Annotated in this window: 17 protein-coding genes; 15 read left to right on the top strand and 2 right to left on the bottom strand. The window is 36.3% G+C overall.

Translation table 11 applies throughout. The features are described from left to right. Window positions 1–237: 237 nt before the first annotated feature. The 7 genes from NSQ92_RS17035 (at window position 238) to NSQ92_RS17005 (ending at window position 7,560) form a co-directional block, all read left to right on the top strand. On the top strand, window positions 238–1,512 hold the full coding sequence (locus tag NSQ92_RS17035; RefSeq protein WP_047945042.1) for an IS110 family transposase: 1,275 nt from the start codon (window positions 238–240) through the stop codon (window positions 1,510–1,512). Window positions 1,513–2,121: 609 nt separating this feature from the next. Continuing rightward, a complete protein-coding gene (locus NSQ92_RS17030) occupies window positions 2,122–3,309 on the top strand; it encodes an aminotransferase-like domain-containing protein (RefSeq protein ID WP_341152976.1) in 1,188 nt (395 codons plus the stop codon). A 139-nt stretch (window positions 3,310–3,448) separates the two neighbouring features. Next, window positions 3,449–3,982, top strand: coding sequence for an NADPH-dependent FMN reductase (locus tag NSQ92_RS17025; RefSeq protein ID WP_095258633.1), 534 nt, complete (start codon window positions 3,449–3,451; stop codon window positions 3,980–3,982). A gap of 150 nt (window positions 3,983–4,132) precedes the next feature. Beyond that, window positions 4,133–4,729: a nitroreductase family protein gene (locus NSQ92_RS17020; protein ID WP_341152975.1), complete on the top strand. Its 597-nt coding sequence runs from the start codon at window positions 4,133–4,135 to the stop codon at window positions 4,727–4,729. A 137-nt stretch (window positions 4,730–4,866) separates the two neighbouring features. Beyond that, a complete protein-coding gene (locus tag NSQ92_RS17015; RefSeq protein WP_047942338.1) occupies window positions 4,867–5,592 on the top strand; it encodes a DsbA family oxidoreductase in 726 nt (241 codons plus the stop codon). Between the two features lie 247 nt (window positions 5,593–5,839). Then, window positions 5,840–6,553: a GntR family transcriptional regulator gene (locus tag NSQ92_RS17010; protein WP_047942337.1), complete on the top strand. Its 714-nt coding sequence runs from the start codon at window positions 5,840–5,842 to the stop codon at window positions 6,551–6,553. A gap of 239 nt (window positions 6,554–6,792) precedes the next feature. Continuing rightward, the gene (locus tag NSQ92_RS17005) at window positions 6,793–7,560 is read left to right on the top strand and encodes a MerR family transcriptional regulator (protein WP_061799149.1); all 768 of its coding nucleotides are present in this window, start codon (window positions 6,793–6,795) and stop codon (window positions 7,558–7,560) included. A gap of 61 nt (window positions 7,561–7,621) precedes the next feature. Here the strand turns inward: NSQ92_RS17005 and NSQ92_RS17000 are convergent, their stop codons facing one another. After that, window positions 7,622–9,082 (bottom strand): MFS transporter, encoded by a 1,461-nt coding sequence (locus tag NSQ92_RS17000; RefSeq protein WP_047942335.1) that lies wholly within the window; start codon window positions 9,080–9,082, stop codon window positions 7,622–7,624. 154 nt (window positions 9,083–9,236) lie between these two features. Between NSQ92_RS17000 and NSQ92_RS16995 the strand changes: the two genes are divergently transcribed. After that, complete coding sequence (locus tag NSQ92_RS16995; protein ID WP_047942334.1) at window positions 9,237–9,686, top strand: MarR family winged helix-turn-helix transcriptional regulator; 450 nt, start codon at window positions 9,237–9,239, stop codon at window positions 9,684–9,686. A gap of 35 nt (window positions 9,687–9,721) precedes the next feature. Here NSQ92_RS16995 and NSQ92_RS16990 read toward each other — a convergent pair whose 3' ends face one another. Further along, entirely contained in the window at window positions 9,722–10,369 is a 648-nt protein-coding gene (locus tag NSQ92_RS16990) for a GntR family transcriptional regulator (RefSeq protein WP_047942333.1), read from the bottom strand. A 141-nt stretch (window positions 10,370–10,510) separates the two neighbouring features. On the opposite strand from NSQ92_RS16990, the gene NSQ92_RS16985 reads away from it, so the two are divergent. The 7 genes from NSQ92_RS16985 (at window position 10,511) to NSQ92_RS16955 (ending at window position 18,200) form a co-directional block, all read left to right on the top strand. Continuing rightward, window positions 10,511–10,837: a metal-sensitive transcriptional regulator gene (locus tag NSQ92_RS16985; RefSeq protein ID WP_047942332.1), complete on the top strand. Its 327-nt coding sequence runs from the start codon at window positions 10,511–10,513 to the stop codon at window positions 10,835–10,837. Between the two features lie 12 nt (window positions 10,838–10,849). Beyond that, window positions 10,850–11,056: a copper chaperone CopZ gene (copZ, locus tag NSQ92_RS16980; RefSeq protein ID WP_047942331.1), complete on the top strand. Its 207-nt coding sequence runs from the start codon at window positions 10,850–10,852 to the stop codon at window positions 11,054–11,056. A gap of 83 nt (window positions 11,057–11,139) precedes the next feature. Next, window positions 11,140–13,572 (top strand): heavy metal translocating P-type ATPase, encoded by a 2,433-nt coding sequence (locus NSQ92_RS16975; RefSeq protein WP_341152974.1) that lies wholly within the window; start codon window positions 11,140–11,142, stop codon window positions 13,570–13,572. A 93-nt stretch (window positions 13,573–13,665) separates the two neighbouring features. Beyond that, window positions 13,666–13,791 carry a hypothetical protein gene (locus NSQ92_RS16970; protein WP_095258636.1) on the top strand — a complete coding sequence of 42 codons (126 nt, stop codon included), beginning with the start codon at window positions 13,666–13,668 and terminating at the stop codon, window positions 13,789–13,791. A 552-nt stretch (window positions 13,792–14,343) separates the two neighbouring features. Next, window positions 14,344–15,222 carry a helix-turn-helix transcriptional regulator gene (locus tag NSQ92_RS16965; protein ID WP_047942330.1) on the top strand — a complete coding sequence of 293 codons (879 nt, stop codon included), beginning with the start codon at window positions 14,344–14,346 and terminating at the stop codon, window positions 15,220–15,222. 109 nt (window positions 15,223–15,331) lie between these two features. Beyond that, window positions 15,332–16,849 (top strand): alpha-glucosidase/alpha-galactosidase, encoded by a 1,518-nt coding sequence (locus NSQ92_RS16960; RefSeq protein ID WP_047942329.1) that lies wholly within the window; start codon window positions 15,332–15,334, stop codon window positions 16,847–16,849. 37 nt (window positions 16,850–16,886) lie between these two features. Continuing rightward, on the top strand, window positions 16,887–18,200 hold the full coding sequence (locus NSQ92_RS16955) for an ABC transporter substrate-binding protein (RefSeq protein ID WP_053215675.1): 1,314 nt from the start codon (window positions 16,887–16,889) through the stop codon (window positions 18,198–18,200). The last annotated feature ends 25 nt before the right edge of the window (window positions 18,201–18,225 follow it).

Below are 18,225 nucleotides of genomic sequence, written 5' to 3'. Positions count from 1 at the left end.
AAAGTATATTTATTAATCTCTTTGAATTTAGACGTTACTTTCCGCTCCGGGGGTTCGCTTTCCGTGGGGCTCGCGCTGAGCCGCTTCGGCTTACAGCTGCAGGGTCTCAGACTGTCTCGCTAATCCCACAGGAGCATTCCTGTGGGATTAGTTTCTGTGGTATTGCACAAAAAAAGATCCTCCTTTATGATGCTTATATTGAGACCAATCAACACAGCGTCAGAAGGAGAATCTATTATGAATAATACCCGTAATCACCGTTTAAATCAAGTGTCTACTTCCACTTTAATCATTGGAATTGACATTGCTAAAAATACACACTATGCATGTGCGGTGGACGATCGAGGGGTTGAGTTAAGTACCTCTTTTTCTATCCACCAGTCTCATCATGGTTTTCATCAATTTTATCTCAAGCTTCAAAATCTAAAGGCAATTCATCAAAAGGATGATTTATTGATTGGATTCGAGCCTACTGGGCACTATTGGATGAATTTAGCTGCTTTTCTTACCCAAAATGATATTCGTTTTGTCATGGTCAATCCTCTACATGTGAATCGTTCCAAGGAGTTGGATGATAACTTACAAACGAAGAATGATAAGAAGGATGCGAGAGTCATTGCTAAACTAATAACCAATGGATACTTTAGTGATCCTCGTCAAATAGAAGGAATAGAAGCAGAGCTTAGAGAAGGTTCCTCTATTCGGTGGAATCTGAAAAAGGACATTTCGAAAGTGAAGAATCGTATCATTCGCTGGACGGATCGTTACTTTCCTGAATTTAAAGTAGCATTTAAAGATTTAGGGCTGAATGCATGTGCCATATTAAAACATACCCCTTTACCAGTAGACTTAATGGAAAAAGAAATCGAGGAGTTAGTCCTTTTATACTTGGAAAAGGAAAAACTAAAGTATCCAGCAAGACCTAAAATAGCACAACTAAAGAGAGTGGCGGTACAATCTATTGGATTAACAGAAGGCTCCAATATGGCTCGTATAGAAATTTACTCTTTAATTACTCAATACGAACTTCTGACAAAGCAATTAGAACAGGTAAATGAAAGTTTAAAGACACTAGCAGAGCAACAAGCGGAATATCATTATTTATTATCAATCCCTGGCATTGGGGAAACTACCGTTATAGATTTACTAGCAGAAGTGGGTTCTCTCAAGCATTATAAACATCCACGCCAACTTATTAAATTAGCGGGATTAACCTTACGAGAGAACTCTTCTGGAAAGATGATTGGACAAAAGCGAATCTCCAAAAGAGGGAGAAGAAAGCTGCGAGCCCTTCTCTATCGTGCTGTCTTGCCTTTGATTAGAAATAATGAAACCTTTTATGATTTATATCAGTATTATATCTCTAGAAAAGAAAACCCTTTGAAGAAGAAAGAAGCATTAGTCGTTCTATGTAATAAAATGTTAAAGATTTTTCATGGACTTTGTCAGCAAGAAGTACTGTTTGATAAGGAGCGAATGAGACAAGATCTCTCTATCCTCCAACCCAAATAAAAATCTATAAGACGGTTATATTCAAAAAGATGACAGGAAAGCTGGCTTTTAGAGAGACTTACGACTTAGAGTCCATACAGGAGCATGATGCCAGCCTCTGCCTTATGATGAGACCAAACGAAGGAATGTAAGCGCGCGACGCTAAGAGACATGGGAGGGTACGTCCTCATAAGAAGAGTAGAGATACCGGATGCATCTAATAGTGTATATTTGTCAATAAATCCCTATTGGCTCTAGCGTCGCGTCCACTTACTTACCAAATATTATAATTAATGGAATAGTTAGTTAAAATATGATTCAAAGAGTTTTCCTAAAAAAATATTGGACTAAAAAAATAACGCTGTAAACGTTGGTATATCAACTTTCCTCGAGGGAGTCTCACCCCCTCCACTCCAAGCAACGCATGAAAATGCATTTTTACTTCTCCAATATCTTTTTGTCGACAAGCTGGGCTATTCTCTATGGAAGAGAATAGCTTTTATTTTGCCATTATCCACTCATATCTTAAAAAATAATATTTCCAAGATTGAAACATTACCATATAATGAATAAATATACTGAAAATTCCGCCTACAATAAAAAGAGGGGAATAGACATAAGGAGGACAAAATGAAATATAAATTTGCTAATCGAATAGAAAGAGTAAAGCCATCAGCTATCCGCGAATTATTAAGATTAGGGGGAGATCCAGCTATTATTTCATTTGGGGGCGGATATCCAGACCCGGAAATTTTTCCTATTGAAAAATTAAGGAAGGTGTATGATCAGGTTTTGCAGGAAGAAGGAAAGTTAGCGCTTCAATACACAGGGACAGAGGGGCTAATGTCATTAAGAGAAAAGCTTGTAAGTCGAGTAAAAACGATTGGGATAAGCTGTAGTGTTGATAATCTTTTTATTATTCAAGGAGGTCAGCAAGGTTTAGACCTTACAGCTAAAGCATTTATCGATAGAGGAGATATCATAATTACAGAGAATCCGACTTTTCTAGGAGCACTTGCTGCGTTTAACCCATATGAACCGGAATATGTAGGTGTTTCGATGGATGAAAATGGGATGCGTATGGACGAGCTTGAAGCGGCATTACAGAAGCATCCCAATGCCAAGCTTATCTATACGGTTCCTGAATTTCAGAATCCTACAGGTGTGACAATGAGCTTAGAGAGAAGAAAGGCCCTAGTAAGCTTAGCCAATAAATATAATGTGGTTATCGTAGAGGATAGTCCATATCGGGAAATACGTTATGAAGGGAAGGATTTGCCTGCGATTAAAAGTTTTGATACAGAGGGAAGAGTGATTCATATTGGCAGCTTCTCAAAAATTCTTAGTCCAGGTCTCCGCCTAGGTTGGTTAATTGCTAATCGTGATTTAGCAGAAAAACTAAGCCTATTAAAAATGGCTTCAGATACACAAAATTCTACCTTAAATATGTATGTAGTGAACCGATTTATGGACATGTATGATTTAGATGAACATATTGCCCATATTCGTGAAACGTATAAACAGAAAAAAGAAGTAATGTTCCAAACCTTACGCGATACTTTTCCTAATAGTATTACCTATACAAATCCACAGGGAGGATTGTTTACATGGCTTACTTTTCCACAGCATATCGATACAAAAATACTCATGCAGGAACACAGTTTACCAATCGCTAAGGTTGCCTATGTTCCTGGAGAGAGTTTTTTCCCTAATAAGCAAGAGAAAAATCATTGCCGAATAAATTATTCTTATATGTCAGAAGAAAAGATTATAAAGGGAATTACAAATTTGGGGGAAATAGTCAAGGACGTTTGTTAGAACTCTTAAATAACATAAGTACAAGTTAGTTACTTTTAATAACGTTTTGAATAATAGTAAGTGTTTTTGCTTGCAATTAAATAATCTCAGTATTAGGATAAAAAATGTAATAATATTTTAAAAATTTGGAGGTTGGATGATGAAAATTGGAATTATCTTAGGCAGCACTCGTCAAGGAAGAGTAAGTCCACAAGTTGGGGCATGGGTAAAGGAAATTGCTGACAAGCGTGGCGATGCCGAATATGAAATCGTTGATATTGCCGAATTTAACTTACCATTTTTAGGTGCAGCTGAAGGACAAGAGAATGTTGCAGCATGGAATGAAAAGTTAGCAAGCCTGGATGGCTTCGTATTTGTTGTAGCGGAATATAATCACAGTATTTCTGGCGCATTAAAAAATGCATTAGATTCTGCAAGAGAAGCATGGAATAATAAAGCAGCAGGAATCGTAAGTTATGGATCCACAGGTGGTGCACGTGCAGCAGAACACTTAAGAGGAATTCTGGGCGAATTACATATTGCAGATGTTCGCGTTCATCCTACCCTTTCACTATTTACAGATTTTGAGAACTTTACAACCTTTAAACCAGCACCTCTACATTTAGAAAATATGAATGCGATGCTTGACCAAGTAGTCGCTTGGAGCACTGCATTAAAAACCATTCGTGGATAATGCAGTACAGAGAGTAAGCCTTTTAAAGATTACTCTCTTTTTTGAGAAATATCGAAGAGATAAAGCCTTGTAAAATTTTTTAGAAGTCATTTTAAGAATAAGACAAATGGGTAATATTATAGAAGAAAAAATTTTTTACTGGAGGAAAAAATGAGTGCATTTTTAGAAGCAATAAAAAATCGTCGTTCCTATTATGGTATAAGCAAAGAAGCTGTTGTGTCGGATGAAAAAATCCAAGAAATAGTAAATGAAGCTGTGCTACATACGCCTTCTTCTTTTAATTCTCAAAGTTCAAGAGTAGTGGTTTTATTACAGGAACAGCATGATAAACTATGGGATATGACAGCAAGTGAGTTAGAAAAAATTGTTCCTGCTGAGAATTTCTCTTCTACAAAAGAAAAAATAAATTCTTTTAAAGCAGGATATGGAACGATTTTGTTCTTCGAAGATCAGGAAGTGATAGAAGGACTACAAAAACAATTTGCCCTATATGCTGAGAATTTTCCTGTTTGGGCTAATCAAACAAATGCTATGCATCAATTAGTCATTTGGACTGCTCTGGAGGAAGTGGGATTCGGAGCTTCTTTACAACACTACAATCCACTTATTGATGAGGCAGTACAAGGAGAATGGTCGATACCCTCTTCTTGGAAGCTTGTTGCCCAAATACCATTCGGCAAGCCAATAGCAGAACCAGGAGAAAAAGAATTCAAACCATTAGAGGATCGCGTGAAAATATATAAATAAACAAGATAACCAGAAGGACTCCTGTAACAGGGGTTTTTCTATTAGTAAGAGATGGGCAGCATTACCTAAAGCAAAATAGAAGTAATATTTCTGTTGGTGTGATAGGATTATAGGATCATTATGAAGAAGGTGAAATGATGAAAATTGAAGTATGGTCAGACTTTGTGTGTCCATTTTGTTATATAGGAAAACGCCGTTTAGAGATTGCCTTAGAGCAATTTCCTTATAAAGATCAAGTGGAAGTAGAATTTAAGAGCTTTGAATTAGATCCAAATGCTGAAGTTTACAGTGGTAAAAGTATTCATGAAGTACTTGCTGGTAAATACAGAATGAGTATTGAAGAAGCAAAAAATGCTAATAACAATGTAGGAAGTCAAGCTGCAAGCACAGGCTTGAAATATGATTTTGATAATATGAAACCTACCAATACATTTGATGCCCATCGACTAACAAAGTATGCGAAAACGGTTGGAAAAGATAAAGAGCTAACCGAGCAGTTATTGCATGCCTACTTTACAGAAGGAAAACTAATAAGTGATCCAGATACTTTGGTGGAAATAGGGAAATCAGTAGGGTTGGAAGAGGAAGCACTAAGACAAGTATTGGCTGATTCCACAAGCTTTGCTAATGATGTCCGAATAGACGAAGCGCTTGCTAGCCAAATCGGCGTAACTGGTGTCCCATTCTTTGTAATCAATCAAAAATACTCTGTTTCTGGTGCGCAGCCTACAGAGACTTTCAAACGTGTGCTTGAACAAGTGTGGCAGGAAGACCATCCAGCCCCTAAATTTCAAGATCTTTCAGGAACTGATGCAGAAGGTGCTATTTGTACAGATGAAGGCTGCGAAATTCCGAAGAAATAACCAATATTCGATAAGAATAAATAAAAAAGAGCAAGGGATAGTCGCATGAGAGATGGCTATCTCTCTTTGTTATTTTTTTGAAAGCGTTTTTAAAAAAGTATACGATTTATAAGAAAATGTACTATACTATAAATAGATATACTAAGGGTTGGTTTTTAAAGTATAGACTTTTAAAGATAAATGTTTATAATTAAAATAACAAATAACATATTTAGAATTATTTCTTCTTAATTAAGGTGGCTCGTGTATGAACAAGTATGAAGCAATTGCAGTCGAAGTAAAACGTCGAATTAAAGAAAATTATTACCCATTGGATCATCCAATACCGGATGAAATATCATTATCTAAAGAGTTTTCTTGCAGTAGAATGACAATGAAAAGAGCATTGGACAAACTAGTGATGGAAGGGCTGCTCTATCGAAAAAGAGGGCATGGAACCTTTATAGTTCAATCCGCTTTGCATGCTAGCAGAGTAAATGTGTTAACAAATGAAATAACTGGACTTTCCAAGCTATTGGATGGCGAAAAGATTGAAAGCAAAATTATTAAATTTGAAGTCCATTTTCCTTCCGAGGAGGTTGCAGCCCACTTAGCGATAGATATTAAAACACCTGTATATTATTTAATCCGATTAAGATCTGTAAAAAGTGAACCATATGTTTTAGAAATTACTTATATGCCAACGACAGTTATTTCGGGATTAAATGATGCAGTGTTATATGGATCGGTTTATGAGCATATTACCAAAACATTAGGGTTAACCATAGCTGGTTCCCATCGAAAAATAAGAGCATGTAAATCAACAGAATTGGACCATGAACATCTGGAATGTGAATTAAATGATCCAATTCTAGAAGTAGAGCATGTAGGATATTTAAACAATGGCGTTCCATTTGAGTATTCCTTTTCCCGTCACCGCTATGACAAATTTGAAGTAACAACTGTAAATTTAAAAAGATAAATTGGTGGCTCAACACTATAGGGAAAATTCATTTAGTCTGTTTTTATATCATTGGATACAAACAAGGTGGAATGACGAAATCTTTTTCCTTAACTAATTAAATGAGAGATTGATTGTCTTTAATCAAAAAAGTAGTTATCCTTCGATGTGATAACTGCTTTTTTGTTCAAGTATGAAAAAAACAATTTGCATTAACGTTACGTTAATCTTTTATGATGGAATAGTCAGGAGATGAAAAGATGGAATATACCGTACAGTCATTAGGAAAGTTAGCTGGAGTAAGCACACGAACATTACGCTATTATGATGAAATTGATCTTCTCAAGCCGGCGAGAATCAATTCATCAGGATATCGGATTTATGGACCAAATGAAGTAGATAGGTTACAGCAAATTCTTTTTTACCGCGAATTAGATGTTCCATTAGAAACAATAAAAAAAATGATGGCTTCTCCTTCTTTTGACGTCAAAGAAGCGTTAAAGGAGCATCACGAAAAACTTCTGGCAAAGCATAAACAGTTAATACAATTGATTGAAAATGTTGAGAAAACGATGAAAACATTAGAAGGGAGTATGACAATGTCTGATAAAGAAAAGTTCGAGGGCTTTAAGAATAAGCTGATTTCTGATAATGAAGCAAAGTATGGGAAAGAACTGCGAGAAAAGTATGGCGAAAAAATTATCGACCAATCTAATGCGAAACTAATGAATATGTCTGAAGAGGATTACCGCAATATGATAGAGATAGAAAATAAGCTTTTTTCCACTCTTAAAGAAGCGCTAAAAGAAGGTAATCCTGCTGGGAAAGCTGCTCAGAATGCTGCTGATTTACATCGCCAATGGCTAACCTTCAATTGGCCAGAATACAAGAAAGAGGCACATGCAGGACTTGCTGATATGTATATTGCTGATGAACGATTTACGGCATATTATGATAAGGTGCAAGTAGGGACGACAGCGTTTTTACGCGAAGCTATTTTAATTTATACCGGTATGGATTCTGATTAATAGCTAGTTAATGAAAAAGCTCCTTGATGAAAATCAAGGAGCTTTCTTAACAAGTTATCGATTAAGAAGCGTTTCGAACTTTTTTTTCATCCGCTTTGTGCGATGCAGCATATCTCCAGCCGGTGAGAAGCAAACCAATGAAACAAAGGCTGCTGGATACAAGAAATACGACATGCATACCGCTTAGAAAAATATCAGGTCTACCAGGAATCAGGGCAGTTACTCGGTATCCTGCTTTCATGCTCATCACAGAGAATAAGATGCTTGTAGCAAGAGAAATACCAACAACCATTCCTAAGTTTCGAACAAGTGAATTAATGCTTCCAGCTATTCCTAACTGCTTTCGCTCTACGGTTGACATAATTAGCGAATTGTTAGGGGATTGGAAGAGACCCGAACTCGCACCAAGCATAATAATCCACAAGGCAAGGTGAGTTATAGAACTTCCTTCATGAAGGAATGTTAGTCCAATTTGAGCAGCAATCATTACTAATAATCCAGCAAAAGTAATGGCCTGACCGCTAATTTTGTCCGATAACGAGCCGCTTATTGGAGCCACAATGGCCATCGTAATCGGAAAGAGCATCAGAATATATCCTGAATGTAATGCAGACATCCCAAGAATGTCCTGTGTGTAAAATGGTGATAGGATATTAAAGCAGAAGTTCGCAATAAAAACGATAAATGCACAAAAAATACTAATAGAAAAAAGTGGATTTTTAAAAATCGAGAGCTCTAACATTGGGCTTTCTCTTCGATATTCCACCATGACAAAACTGATGAATGTAATCAAACCGATTAGGATAGAAGCAATAATCATCCAGTTGTTGTAGCCATATTGCTGACCAAGCAGTAAGCCGCCGATAAGGAGAATAATCGCAATGCTGAATAATAAACTTCCTGCTACATCGATTTTTGTCTTAGTTAGTGTTATATCCTTAGGCAGGGTCTTCCATGCTAGTGATATAGCAATAACGCCAATGGGGAGGTTAATCCAGAATATGTATTCCCATCCTAAACTTGAAATAATAATTCCTCCTAAGCTTGGTCCAGTAATACTTCCTAGAGAGACAAAGGTACCAATAAGTCCTAGGGCTTTTCCTCTTTCTTTAACTGGAAAAATTTCTGTCACAATCCCTTGGCTATTTGCCATCGTCATAGCTGAACCAATTGCTTGGATAATTCGAGAAAAGACTAAAAAAGCAAGCGAACCACTCAAGCCACAAAGAAAAGAACCAATAATAAACAGAACAGATCCCCATTTAAAAACTTTGATTTTCCCAAATATGTCTCCCAGTTTTCCGAAAAAAAGGATAACGGTACAAATGGTTAGTAAATAACTAATCACAATCCATTGAGAGTTAGCAAAAGCAAGACTTAATTGTTTAGATATAGTCGGAAGCGCAATATTGACAATACTCGCATCGAGCGTCCCCATAAATGTGAATATATTTAAAACAATAAAAATGAGCCATCGGCGCTGATGACCTTCGTTTTTATTTTCAGTTACAGAAGTATGCAAATAATCACCTCATTTATTTAGTTGCATGAGCAACTATTATTGCTTTATTTTAAAATAAGTTAGTTGCGCAGGCAACTATTATTTTGTATGCTACAATCAGTGATTTTAGTGTTCGCTTTCCGAAGCGAAACTATCCGAGGGGGGGAGGAACATAATGAGCGATATACCAATTGGAAGGATTGTATCGATGATTCACAGGCAGAATCAGAAATTCCTTTCCAAGGAATTAAAACCTTATAAATTAGGAAATGGTGGGCAGCAAGCTTTTTTGAAAACAATTATTGCGAAACCAGGAATTAATCAAGACGAACTTTCCTTTGTTTTAAAATTTGATAAAGCAACAACAGCTAGAGCGGTAAAACATCTAGAAAGCGTGGGATATATTGTTAGGCATACAGATGATAACGATCGGCGTGCCTATAATTTATATCCAACTACAAAAGCATTGAACATTTTTCCAGAAATACAAAAAGTGCTAGAAAGATTAAATAAAGAGATGACGAAAAATCTAACGGAAGAAGAGGAGCAGCAATTACTTTCCTTACTATTTAAGATTTATCCAGAATTAATGAGTAATATGGTGACGGTAGAGAAGGAAAAATGAAAGTAGGAGGGGAATAAAAAATTCCCCTCCTACTTTCATTTTTCTGCTAAATATTCGACCAAGCTTAGCCAATTATTCTCGATTAAGGTTGGAAGCAGGGATTTGTTTCCCTTTTCAATACATGTAATAATCTCGTGATGCTGTTTGATCGACTTTTTCCCATCAATAGTATTAAATTTTAATAATTCTAAACGCCGAATTTTAGGGAGAAGTCGTTCTAGAGCGATAACTATTTCTGGATTTTGAGATGCTTCTAAAATAACGGCATGAAATTGGTCATCTTTTTGAATTGCTTTATACTTATCCTCAGATTTGAGTGCTTCACCAAATTCGTTATTAATGGCCTTCATTTTTTCGACATCGGTAGAAGACAAAGTAATAGAAGCTAATTTAGCTGCTAATGCATGGAGCGCGGCAACGACTGTTAAGGCATGCATTGCTTGGTCTACTTCTATTAGACTGACAATGGTTTCTGAACCTGGAGAAGTTACAATTAATCCTTCATCCTCCAATTTTTTGATTGCTTCTCGTACAGGGGTTCTGCTTACACCAAATTGTTCAGCCAGTGCCTTATCGTTAATTCTTTCCCCTGGTGTTAATTCAAGATGAATGATTGCTGATTTTAACTGTTCGTATACTTGATCTCTTAATGATTGACGAGGAATATGCCTAATATTTTTCATAGCAATAATATATCATAATTTGGTTATATTAGGGAAAAAGAGTATTTTTCACTATTTTGTCATACTTTATTGTTTACATTTATACGATACGGGGGTATGATATAAATATAAGGTGGAATATGGAAGAAGGGGGGAGACTTATTGGAGAAGAAGGAACAAGGAATAGATAATTGCCATTTAACGAGTGACCGAAAAAGTCATCATTCAGATAAAGTAAAGCAAAACTTAGTTACTAGGCTAAATCGGATTGAAGGCCAGATCAGAGGCATAAAAGGGTTAATCGAAAAAGATACGTATTGTGATGATGTTATTACACAAATTTCTGCGACTCAATCTGCTTTAAATAGTGTAGCAAAGATTTTATTAGAAGGACATTTAAAAAACTGTGTTGTTGAACGTATCCAAGAAGGCGACATGGAAGTAGTCGACGAGGTTTTAACAACTATTCAGAAATTAATGAAAAAATAAGGAGTGTTTTAAATGGAAAATGTAACATTAACAGTAGAGGGCATGTCTTGTAATCATTGTGTGAAAGCGGTAGAAGGAAGCGTAGGAGAGCTTAATGGAGTTTCTGCTGTCAAAGTTCATTTAAAAGAAGGATTAGTTGATGTTTCATACAATGCAAATGAAGTAACTCTAGACATGATTAAGGAAACAATTGATGAGCAAGGTTATGATGTAAAGTAATTTAAAGAGGAAATGTGCTGTTTTTTTGCACATTTTTATTTTCAATAAAATATACCCTATATAGGTATAAGGAGTTTTGTGATATGGCGGAACAAAGTGTTATGAAAAGGAAAGAGCAAGTAAAAGAACAAACCTTTGAAATTACGGGAATGACTTGTGCTGCTTGTGCAACTCGTATTGAAAAAGGATTAAATAAAATGCAAGGTGTAGAGAATGCTACTGTAAATTTGGCGCTGGAACAAGCGACAGTTAAATATAGGGTGGATGAACTCTCTCCAAGCAAGATTAAAGAAAAAGTGGAAGGGTTAGGTTATGGAATTGTTACGGAAAAAATTGAATTAGACATCTCAGGAATGACCTGCGCAGCATGTGCAACAAGAATTGAAAAAGGACTTAATAAAATGGCTGGGGTGAATAAAGCAACCGTTAATCTGGCTTTAGAAAATGCGACGATAGAATATAATCCAGCAACTGTGGTACCTGAGGAACTAATTAGTAAAGTAACAAAGCTTGGTTATGGGGCAACGAAGAAAGAATCCAAACAAGCATCCATCAATCAAAAAGAAGCAGAATTTAAGAGACAAAAACGCAAATTTATCTTCTCGATGATTTTATCACTGCCTCTTTTATGGACAATGGTGGGCCACTTTTCCTTTACTTCTTTTCTATATGTCCCAGATTTATTGATGAATCCATGGGTTCAGATGGCATTGGCAACTCCTATTCAATTTTTTGTCGGGAAGCAGTTTTATGTAGGGGCATATAAAGCATTGAAAAATAAGAGCGCTAATATGGATGTTCTAGTTGCGTTAGGAACTTCCGCTGCCTATTTTTATAGCGTTTATTTATCCTTTGAAGCATTGGGACATTCTGGCCACCCTGCAGGGCTTTATTTTGAAACAAGTGCAATCTTGATTACCTTAATTCTATTAGGTAAATTATTTGAAACCAAAGCAAAAGGAAGATCCTCTGAGGCGATAAAAAAATTAATGGGGCTTCAAGCAAAAACAGCGGTTGTTATTCGCCACGGAGAACAAATGGAAATACCGCTTGAAGAAGTTGTGGCTGGTGAGATACTGCTTGTAAAACCAGGTGAAAAAATTCCTGTTGATGGAGAAATTATCGAAGGACAGTCTGCCATTGATGAATCCATGTTAACGGGGGAGAGCATTCCAGTTGATAAACAGGCTGGGGACACTGTTATAGGGGCCACCATAAATAAAAATGGCTTTTTAAAAATAAAAGCAACAAAGGTTGGCAAAGAAACCGCACTGGCACAAATCATTAAAGTGGTCGAAGAAGCACAAGGTTCGAAAGCGCCCATTCAGCGTTTGGCCGATCATATTTCTGGTATTTTTGTGCCCATTGTTGTGAGTCTTGCGCTGATTACTTTTCTTTTCTGGGATTTTATCATTACACCTGGTGATTTTGCGGAAAGTCTCGAAAAGCTGATCGCTGTTTTAGTTATTGCTTGTCCTTGTGCATTAGGGCTTGCGACACCGACATCTATTATGGCTGGATCAGGAAGAGCTGCAGAATATGGAATATTATTTAAAGGTGGAGAACACCTAGAAATGACCCATAAAATTGATACGATTTTATTAGATAAGACAGGAACTGTAACAAATGGAAAGCCAATCTTAACAGATATAGTAACGGAATGGCAAGAAGAAGAATTACTTTCTTTAGTGGGAGCGGCGGAAAGCAAATCCGAACATCCTCTTGCAGAGGCGATAGTCAAAGGAATTACAGAGCGAGGGATTGTTCTGCGAGAAACTGCTGACTTTGAAGCAATCCCAGGTTTCGGAATTCGTGCAAATGTGGATGGCCGTGAACTCTTAGTCGGAACACGACGATTAATGGATCGTTACCGGATAAATGTCGGGAAAATTCTTCCGATTATGAAAGACCTGGAATCCCAAGGGAAAACAGCGATGCTTGTAAGTGTTAATGGCAAATATGCTGGACTGCTGGCTGTAGCCGATACAATTAAACAAACTTCTAAAAATGCCATTAAACGATTAAAACAGATGAACATTGATGTCATGATGATTACAGGAGATAACCAGCAAACAGCGGAAGCCATCGGACGACAAGCAGGAATTGACCATATCATTGCAGAGGTATTGCCAGATGGAAAAGCAGAAGCAGTGAAAAAACTACAGCAACAAGGAAAAAAAGTGGCAATGGTTGGAGATGGAATCAATGATGCTCCTGCACTAGCATTAGCGGATATCGGGATGGCGATTGGAACAGGAACAGATATTGCCATGGAGGCAGCTGATATTACACTTATCCGTGGAGATTTACAAGCAATTGCAGACAGTATCTTAATCAGTAGAAAAACGATAACAAATATTAAACAAAACTTATTCTGGGCTTTTGGCTACAATACGCTTGGTATACCAATTGCGGCAATTGGTTTGCTTGCACCATGGCTGGCTGGTGCTGCAATGGCTTTTAGTTCCGTATCTGTTGTACTAAATGCTCTTCGCTTGCAGCGTTTAAAACTATAAGAGCAAAACAATTTTCTGTTTGCTTCATAATCTTTGCCACTTTATCTCATACTAGAATAGTACGTAATTATTTCTAGCGGGAGGTAATGAATAATGGCGAAGCAGAAAAAGTCTGAAGTAAATAACCAATGGGCAACTGCTAATACAGAAGTTACAAGTAAAAAGCAGCATAAAACAGCAACAGATAACCAGTGGACTTCAACAAATAAGAAGCAATAAAATTTGATTAAAATAAAGAGGTTGGAACACAAGTCTCTTTAAGTAAAAAAAAGTGAAGTCGCCGGGTGTGATTTCACTTTTTTTACTTGCTTTAAGGAATTTTAGCAAAATTTCACCTAATTAATGGAATATTTTCCCACAGCGATTATTAATGCTTAAACCAGTTTTATTTTTAACTCTGGATTTCTCAAAAGCCTATAGCGTTTGTGAATCTAAAAACTGGCTTCTCATCAATCTTAGATTGATGGTAAATCTTAGCTGTTTCCTCTTCTGAAAGCTTCGTTTCAGTATACCTTTTTTGGTTCTTCCCATTTTTATTCACAATTAGCTTGCGATTCGCCTTTTCTTTTTTCGCTACAGAAAAATATCCGCCTTTTCTATTTTCTAACCCTTTTTTAAGTTAGGATAAAAATAAGGATAAAGGGAAAATTTAAAATTTTCCAGAAATAATTAGCGATTTAAATTTAAAAGAATTAATAAGCATAGAAAAACAGCTTCAAAAGGTAACTGTCTGTCTTCTTTATTTAAAAAATAATGAGGGAGGAATACATAATGATAAACTCAGGTAGTTTATATCAAATTAGTAGCAGTAAAGGTTACCATCCTAAGGTTACTGCTTATTACTTCAAAGAGTGGGATGGATTTTATATGGCCAATCATACGCATTCTTCTATGGAAATTATGTATGTTATATCTGGTGAATGCCGGGTGGAGGTAGAAAGGCAAGATTTTCAAATGAAAAAGCATCAATTTATTTTTATTGATAGTGAAGTACCCCACCGTTTGATTGTTGAAAAAAATAAGCCTTGTAGAATGTTGAATTTGGAATTTGCATTAACTGAAATGAATCGTACATTTCCTCCTATTAATGAGCTTGCAGAAGAAAGCAAAGAATTACAAGAATTACTAGTAATGAAAGAGGCCTATCATTTTTTGAAAGATAGAAACGGTGTTTTTCACTCATTAAGAAATCTAGTGTTGGAGTTAGACAGTCAGATGAATGATACAAGCGACAATTATTTAATGGTTCATATACTTTTTACCCAGTTATTATTACTTATTGCAAGAAATGTAGTTCAAGCTAAAAATGAATCCACACAGCTATCGAATCTATATTTAAAAAAGGTAATTGAATATCTTCATGAGAATTATGATTATGATATAAGAATAGAGCATCTATCTGCGATTACTCATCTTCACCCTAATTATATCCATCGAATTTTTAAGGAGTCAATGGGATGTACCATCATTGAATACTTAACCAAGATTAGAATAGAGAAAGCGAAAATGCTTATTACACAAACAGATATACCGATTACGAAAGTTGCTAGTTTTATTGGGATGAATAGTAGTCAATATTTTAGCAAGGTATTTAAAAAGCACATTGGTATAACTCCTTCAGCCCTAAGAAAGAAGGGGATCATAGACTAAATTTTAACAGGTTAGAATAGTACACAAAAATCTAAAGAAGAGATGAGATTATTTAAAGCGTTTACATTTTTCCGATGGTAACATAAATATAACGAAAAGGAGGGTTAAAATGGCATTTAAAGTTACATTTATAGGCGCTGGAAGCATTGGGTTTACGAGAGGTCTATTAAGAGATTTACTCTCTGTACCAGAGTTTAGAAACATGGAAGTATCTTTTACTGACATAAATCAAGATAATTTGGCTATGGTAACGCAACTATGCCAACGTGACATTAATGAAAATGGTTTGAAAATCACTATTCATTCTACTACTAATCGCAGAGAAGCGTTGTTGGGTGCAAAGTATATTTTTAATGTGGTTCGTATTGGAGGACTGTCTGCATTTCAAAAAGATATTGAGATACCTTTGAAATACGGAATAGATCAATGCGTTGGTGATACGTTAAGTGCTGGTGGAATTATGTATGGTCAACGAGGAATAGCTGAAATGTTAGAAATTTGCAAAGATATTAAAGAGGTGGCAGAAGAGGATTGTCTTCTATTAAACTATGCAAATCCGATGGCAATGATAACATGGGCTTGTAACAAATATGGCGGTATCCGAACTATTGGCTTATGTCATGGCGTACAAGGCGGGCATAGACAAATCGCTAATGTATTAGGAAAAGACAAAAATGACCTTGATATTATTTGTGCTGGTATTAATCATCAAACTTGGTATATCAAGGTTGGCTATAAGGGACAGGATCAAACTAGTAAATTATTGACTGCTTTTGAAAATCATCCAGAATACAGCCAAACAGAAAAAGTAAGGATTGACATGCTACGCAGATTCGGTTATTACAGTACAGAGTCCAATGGGCATCTCAGTGAGTATGTTCCATGGTATCGAAAAAGACCAGAAGAAATAAGGGAATGGATTGATTTAGGGTCATGGATTAACGGAGAAACTGGAGGGTATTTAAGGGTTTGTACAGAAGGGCGTACTTGGTTTAAAACTGATTTTCCTAATTGGTTAAAGGATCCTGCTCTTGAATATAAGCAAGAGAATAGGAGTGAAGAGCATGGTTCCTATATTTTAGAAGGGCTTGAAACAGGGAGAGTATATCGAGGTCACTTTAATATGGTTAACAATGGAGTAATTTCAAACCTTCCAGATGACGCTATTATTGAAGCACCAGGCTATGTAGATAGAAATGGTATTAATATGCCTCTAGTTGGAGAATTACCACTCGGATGTGCAGCAGTATGTAATGTGAGTATTTCTGTACAACGATTGGCAGTGGAAGCTGCAGTGAGAGGTGATGATCAATTATTACGTCAAGCGATGATGATGGATCCACTTGTTGGTGCGGTTTGTAATCCGAAAGAAATATGGCAGATGGTTGATGAATTATTAGTTGCTCAAGCAGAATGGCTCCCTCAATATGCAGAAGCAATAGCAGAAGCGAAAATTAGACTGAAATCTGGGAACCTTCTACCGACAAAAGAATATCGTGGAGCAGCAAGATTAAAAGTAAAAACAATTGAAGAAATGGAGAAAGACAGGGAAGCTGCAAATAAAAATGCAGGGGAAGCAGATAAAGCAAAAGAACGCCCAGTTAGTAAGCAGATAAAGGAGTTATAGTTTAGTTAAAGATAACTATAAGTTGGGAGGTAACTAGATGAAAATTAGTAATCCAATTAAAAGTGGGATATGGATACTTTTAGTTATGTTTATTGTAATCGGTTGCAGCAGTAATAGTACTTCCAGTGGTAAAACCAGTTCAGGAAATGGAAAAACAATTCAATTAACGATGCAAGCATGGGGAAACCCTGCAGAATTAAAAGTTTATCAGAAAGCAATTGATGGGTTTATGGATGAAAACCCTAATATTAGGGTGAAACTAGTTCCGGTTTCAAGTGATCAGTATGATCAAAAGCTAATGACTTCTTTACAAGGAAGTAAGGGACCAGATGTGTTTTATGCACATGAGCCAACTATGCCGCAAATGATAGAGGCAGATGTGGTACAACCATTGGATGATTTTTTTAATAGTGAAGCAAGTTATGTGAACTTAAAGGAGTTTCCTGAAGGATTATTTGGTCCAGCAAGACAAGAAGGAATTACCTATGGAGTTGCTCCAGATGCAAACCCGATGGTTATCTATTATAATAAGACCATTTTTAAAGAGGCTGGTCTAAAAACGCCACAAGAATATTATGAAGAGGGCAATTGGAACTGGGATACATTTATTGAGGTTACTAGTAAGATTAAGGAATCAGGAAAAGAAGGATTAATTATGGAAAACTGGCAGGGGCATTGGTATAGCTGGATTTGGTCAAATGGAGGAAGAATCTTTGATGAAGAAGGTAATTTTGTATTACCAGAAAATGAGAAAGCGAAGGAAACCTTTCATTTTTTACATGATTTAGTTTCCAATGGAAATGCAGTATATGCAGGTTCGCTACCACAAGGTCAAGGGGTTGACGCCATGTTTATGTCTAATCAAGTAGGTATGGTAGCAGGCGGTCGCTGGTTTACTCCCCAATTCGATCAAAATCCTAGTTTAGATTATGATTATATCTATTTTCCGAGTAACACTAAAGAAAAACAAGAAATGGTAAGTGTACCAGTAGCCTATATGTCAGTAAATAAGAAAAGTGAGCATTTGGAAGAAGCGATGAAATTTGTGTCTTATTATGTTGGGAAAGAAGGGCAAGAAGCAAGAACTGGAAAAGACGGAAATGCACTCCCATCTCTCCCTTCCGCAGATGAAAATGCACTAGAAGGTAGTAGTGAAAAACATATGGAGTATTTATTTGATGGGCGGAATAATGGTTTTACACATGGTTCTAACTTTGCGCGTGATGCCCAATTTGCAGGATTAACGACTGAAATATCGGAGACAATTGACTTAATGTTCCTTGGTAAAGAAGACGCTGATACTACTATTGATAAGGTAATTAAGATAATTAATCAGTATGTGGATAAATAATTCTATCTTTCTAAAAAGAGAGAAT

The organism is Niallia sp. FSL M8-0099 (genome assembly GCF_038006945.1).
GTDB lineage: Bacteria > Bacillota > Bacilli > Bacillales > Cytobacillaceae > Niallia > Niallia circulans.
Note: the sequence above shows the minus strand (reverse complement) of the source record. Positions and strands in the feature narration are given on the sequence as shown.

What these genes read in the sequence shown, in the direction of transcription:
- NSQ92_RS16975 (WP_341152974.1), top strand. Translation starts at nt 11,140, where the DNA reads ATGGCGGAACAAAGTGTTATGAAAAGGAAAGAGCAAGTAAAAGAACAA.
- NSQ92_RS16965 (WP_047942330.1), top strand. Translation starts at nt 14,344, where the DNA reads ATGATAAACTCAGGTAGTTTATATCAAATTAGTAGCAGTAAAGGTTAC.
- copZ (WP_047942331.1), top strand. Translation starts at nt 10,850, where the DNA reads ATGGAAAATGTAACATTAACAGTAGAGGGCATGTCTTGTAATCATTGT.
- NSQ92_RS17015 (WP_047942338.1), top strand. Translation starts at nt 4,867, where the DNA reads ATGAAAATTGAAGTATGGTCAGACTTTGTGTGTCCATTTTGTTATATA.
- NSQ92_RS17020 (WP_341152975.1), top strand. Translation starts at nt 4,133, where the DNA reads ATGAGTGCATTTTTAGAAGCAATAAAAAATCGTCGTTCCTATTATGGT.
- NSQ92_RS17010 (WP_047942337.1), top strand. Translation starts at nt 5,840, where the DNA reads ATGAACAAGTATGAAGCAATTGCAGTCGAAGTAAAACGTCGAATTAAA.
- NSQ92_RS16955 (WP_053215675.1), top strand. Translation starts at nt 16,887, where the DNA reads ATGAAAATTAGTAATCCAATTAAAAGTGGGATATGGATACTTTTAGTT.
- NSQ92_RS17030 (WP_341152976.1), top strand. Translation starts at nt 2,122, where the DNA reads ATGAAATATAAATTTGCTAATCGAATAGAAAGAGTAAAGCCATCAGCT.
- NSQ92_RS16960 (WP_047942329.1), top strand. Translation starts at nt 15,332, where the DNA reads ATGGCATTTAAAGTTACATTTATAGGCGCTGGAAGCATTGGGTTTACG.
- NSQ92_RS16990 (WP_047942333.1), bottom strand. Translation starts at nt 10,369, where the DNA reads ATGAAAAATATTAGGCATATTCCTCGTCAATCATTAAGAGATCAAGTA.
- NSQ92_RS16995 (WP_047942334.1), top strand. Translation starts at nt 9,237, where the DNA reads ATGAGCGATATACCAATTGGAAGGATTGTATCGATGATTCACAGGCAG.
- NSQ92_RS17025 (WP_095258633.1), top strand. Translation starts at nt 3,449, where the DNA reads ATGAAAATTGGAATTATCTTAGGCAGCACTCGTCAAGGAAGAGTAAGT.
- NSQ92_RS16970 (WP_095258636.1), top strand. Translation starts at nt 13,666, where the DNA reads ATGGCGAAGCAGAAAAAGTCTGAAGTAAATAACCAATGGGCAACTGCT.
- NSQ92_RS17005 (WP_061799149.1), top strand. Translation starts at nt 6,793, where the DNA reads ATGGAATATACCGTACAGTCATTAGGAAAGTTAGCTGGAGTAAGCACA.
- NSQ92_RS17035 (WP_047945042.1), top strand. Translation starts at nt 238, where the DNA reads ATGAATAATACCCGTAATCACCGTTTAAATCAAGTGTCTACTTCCACT.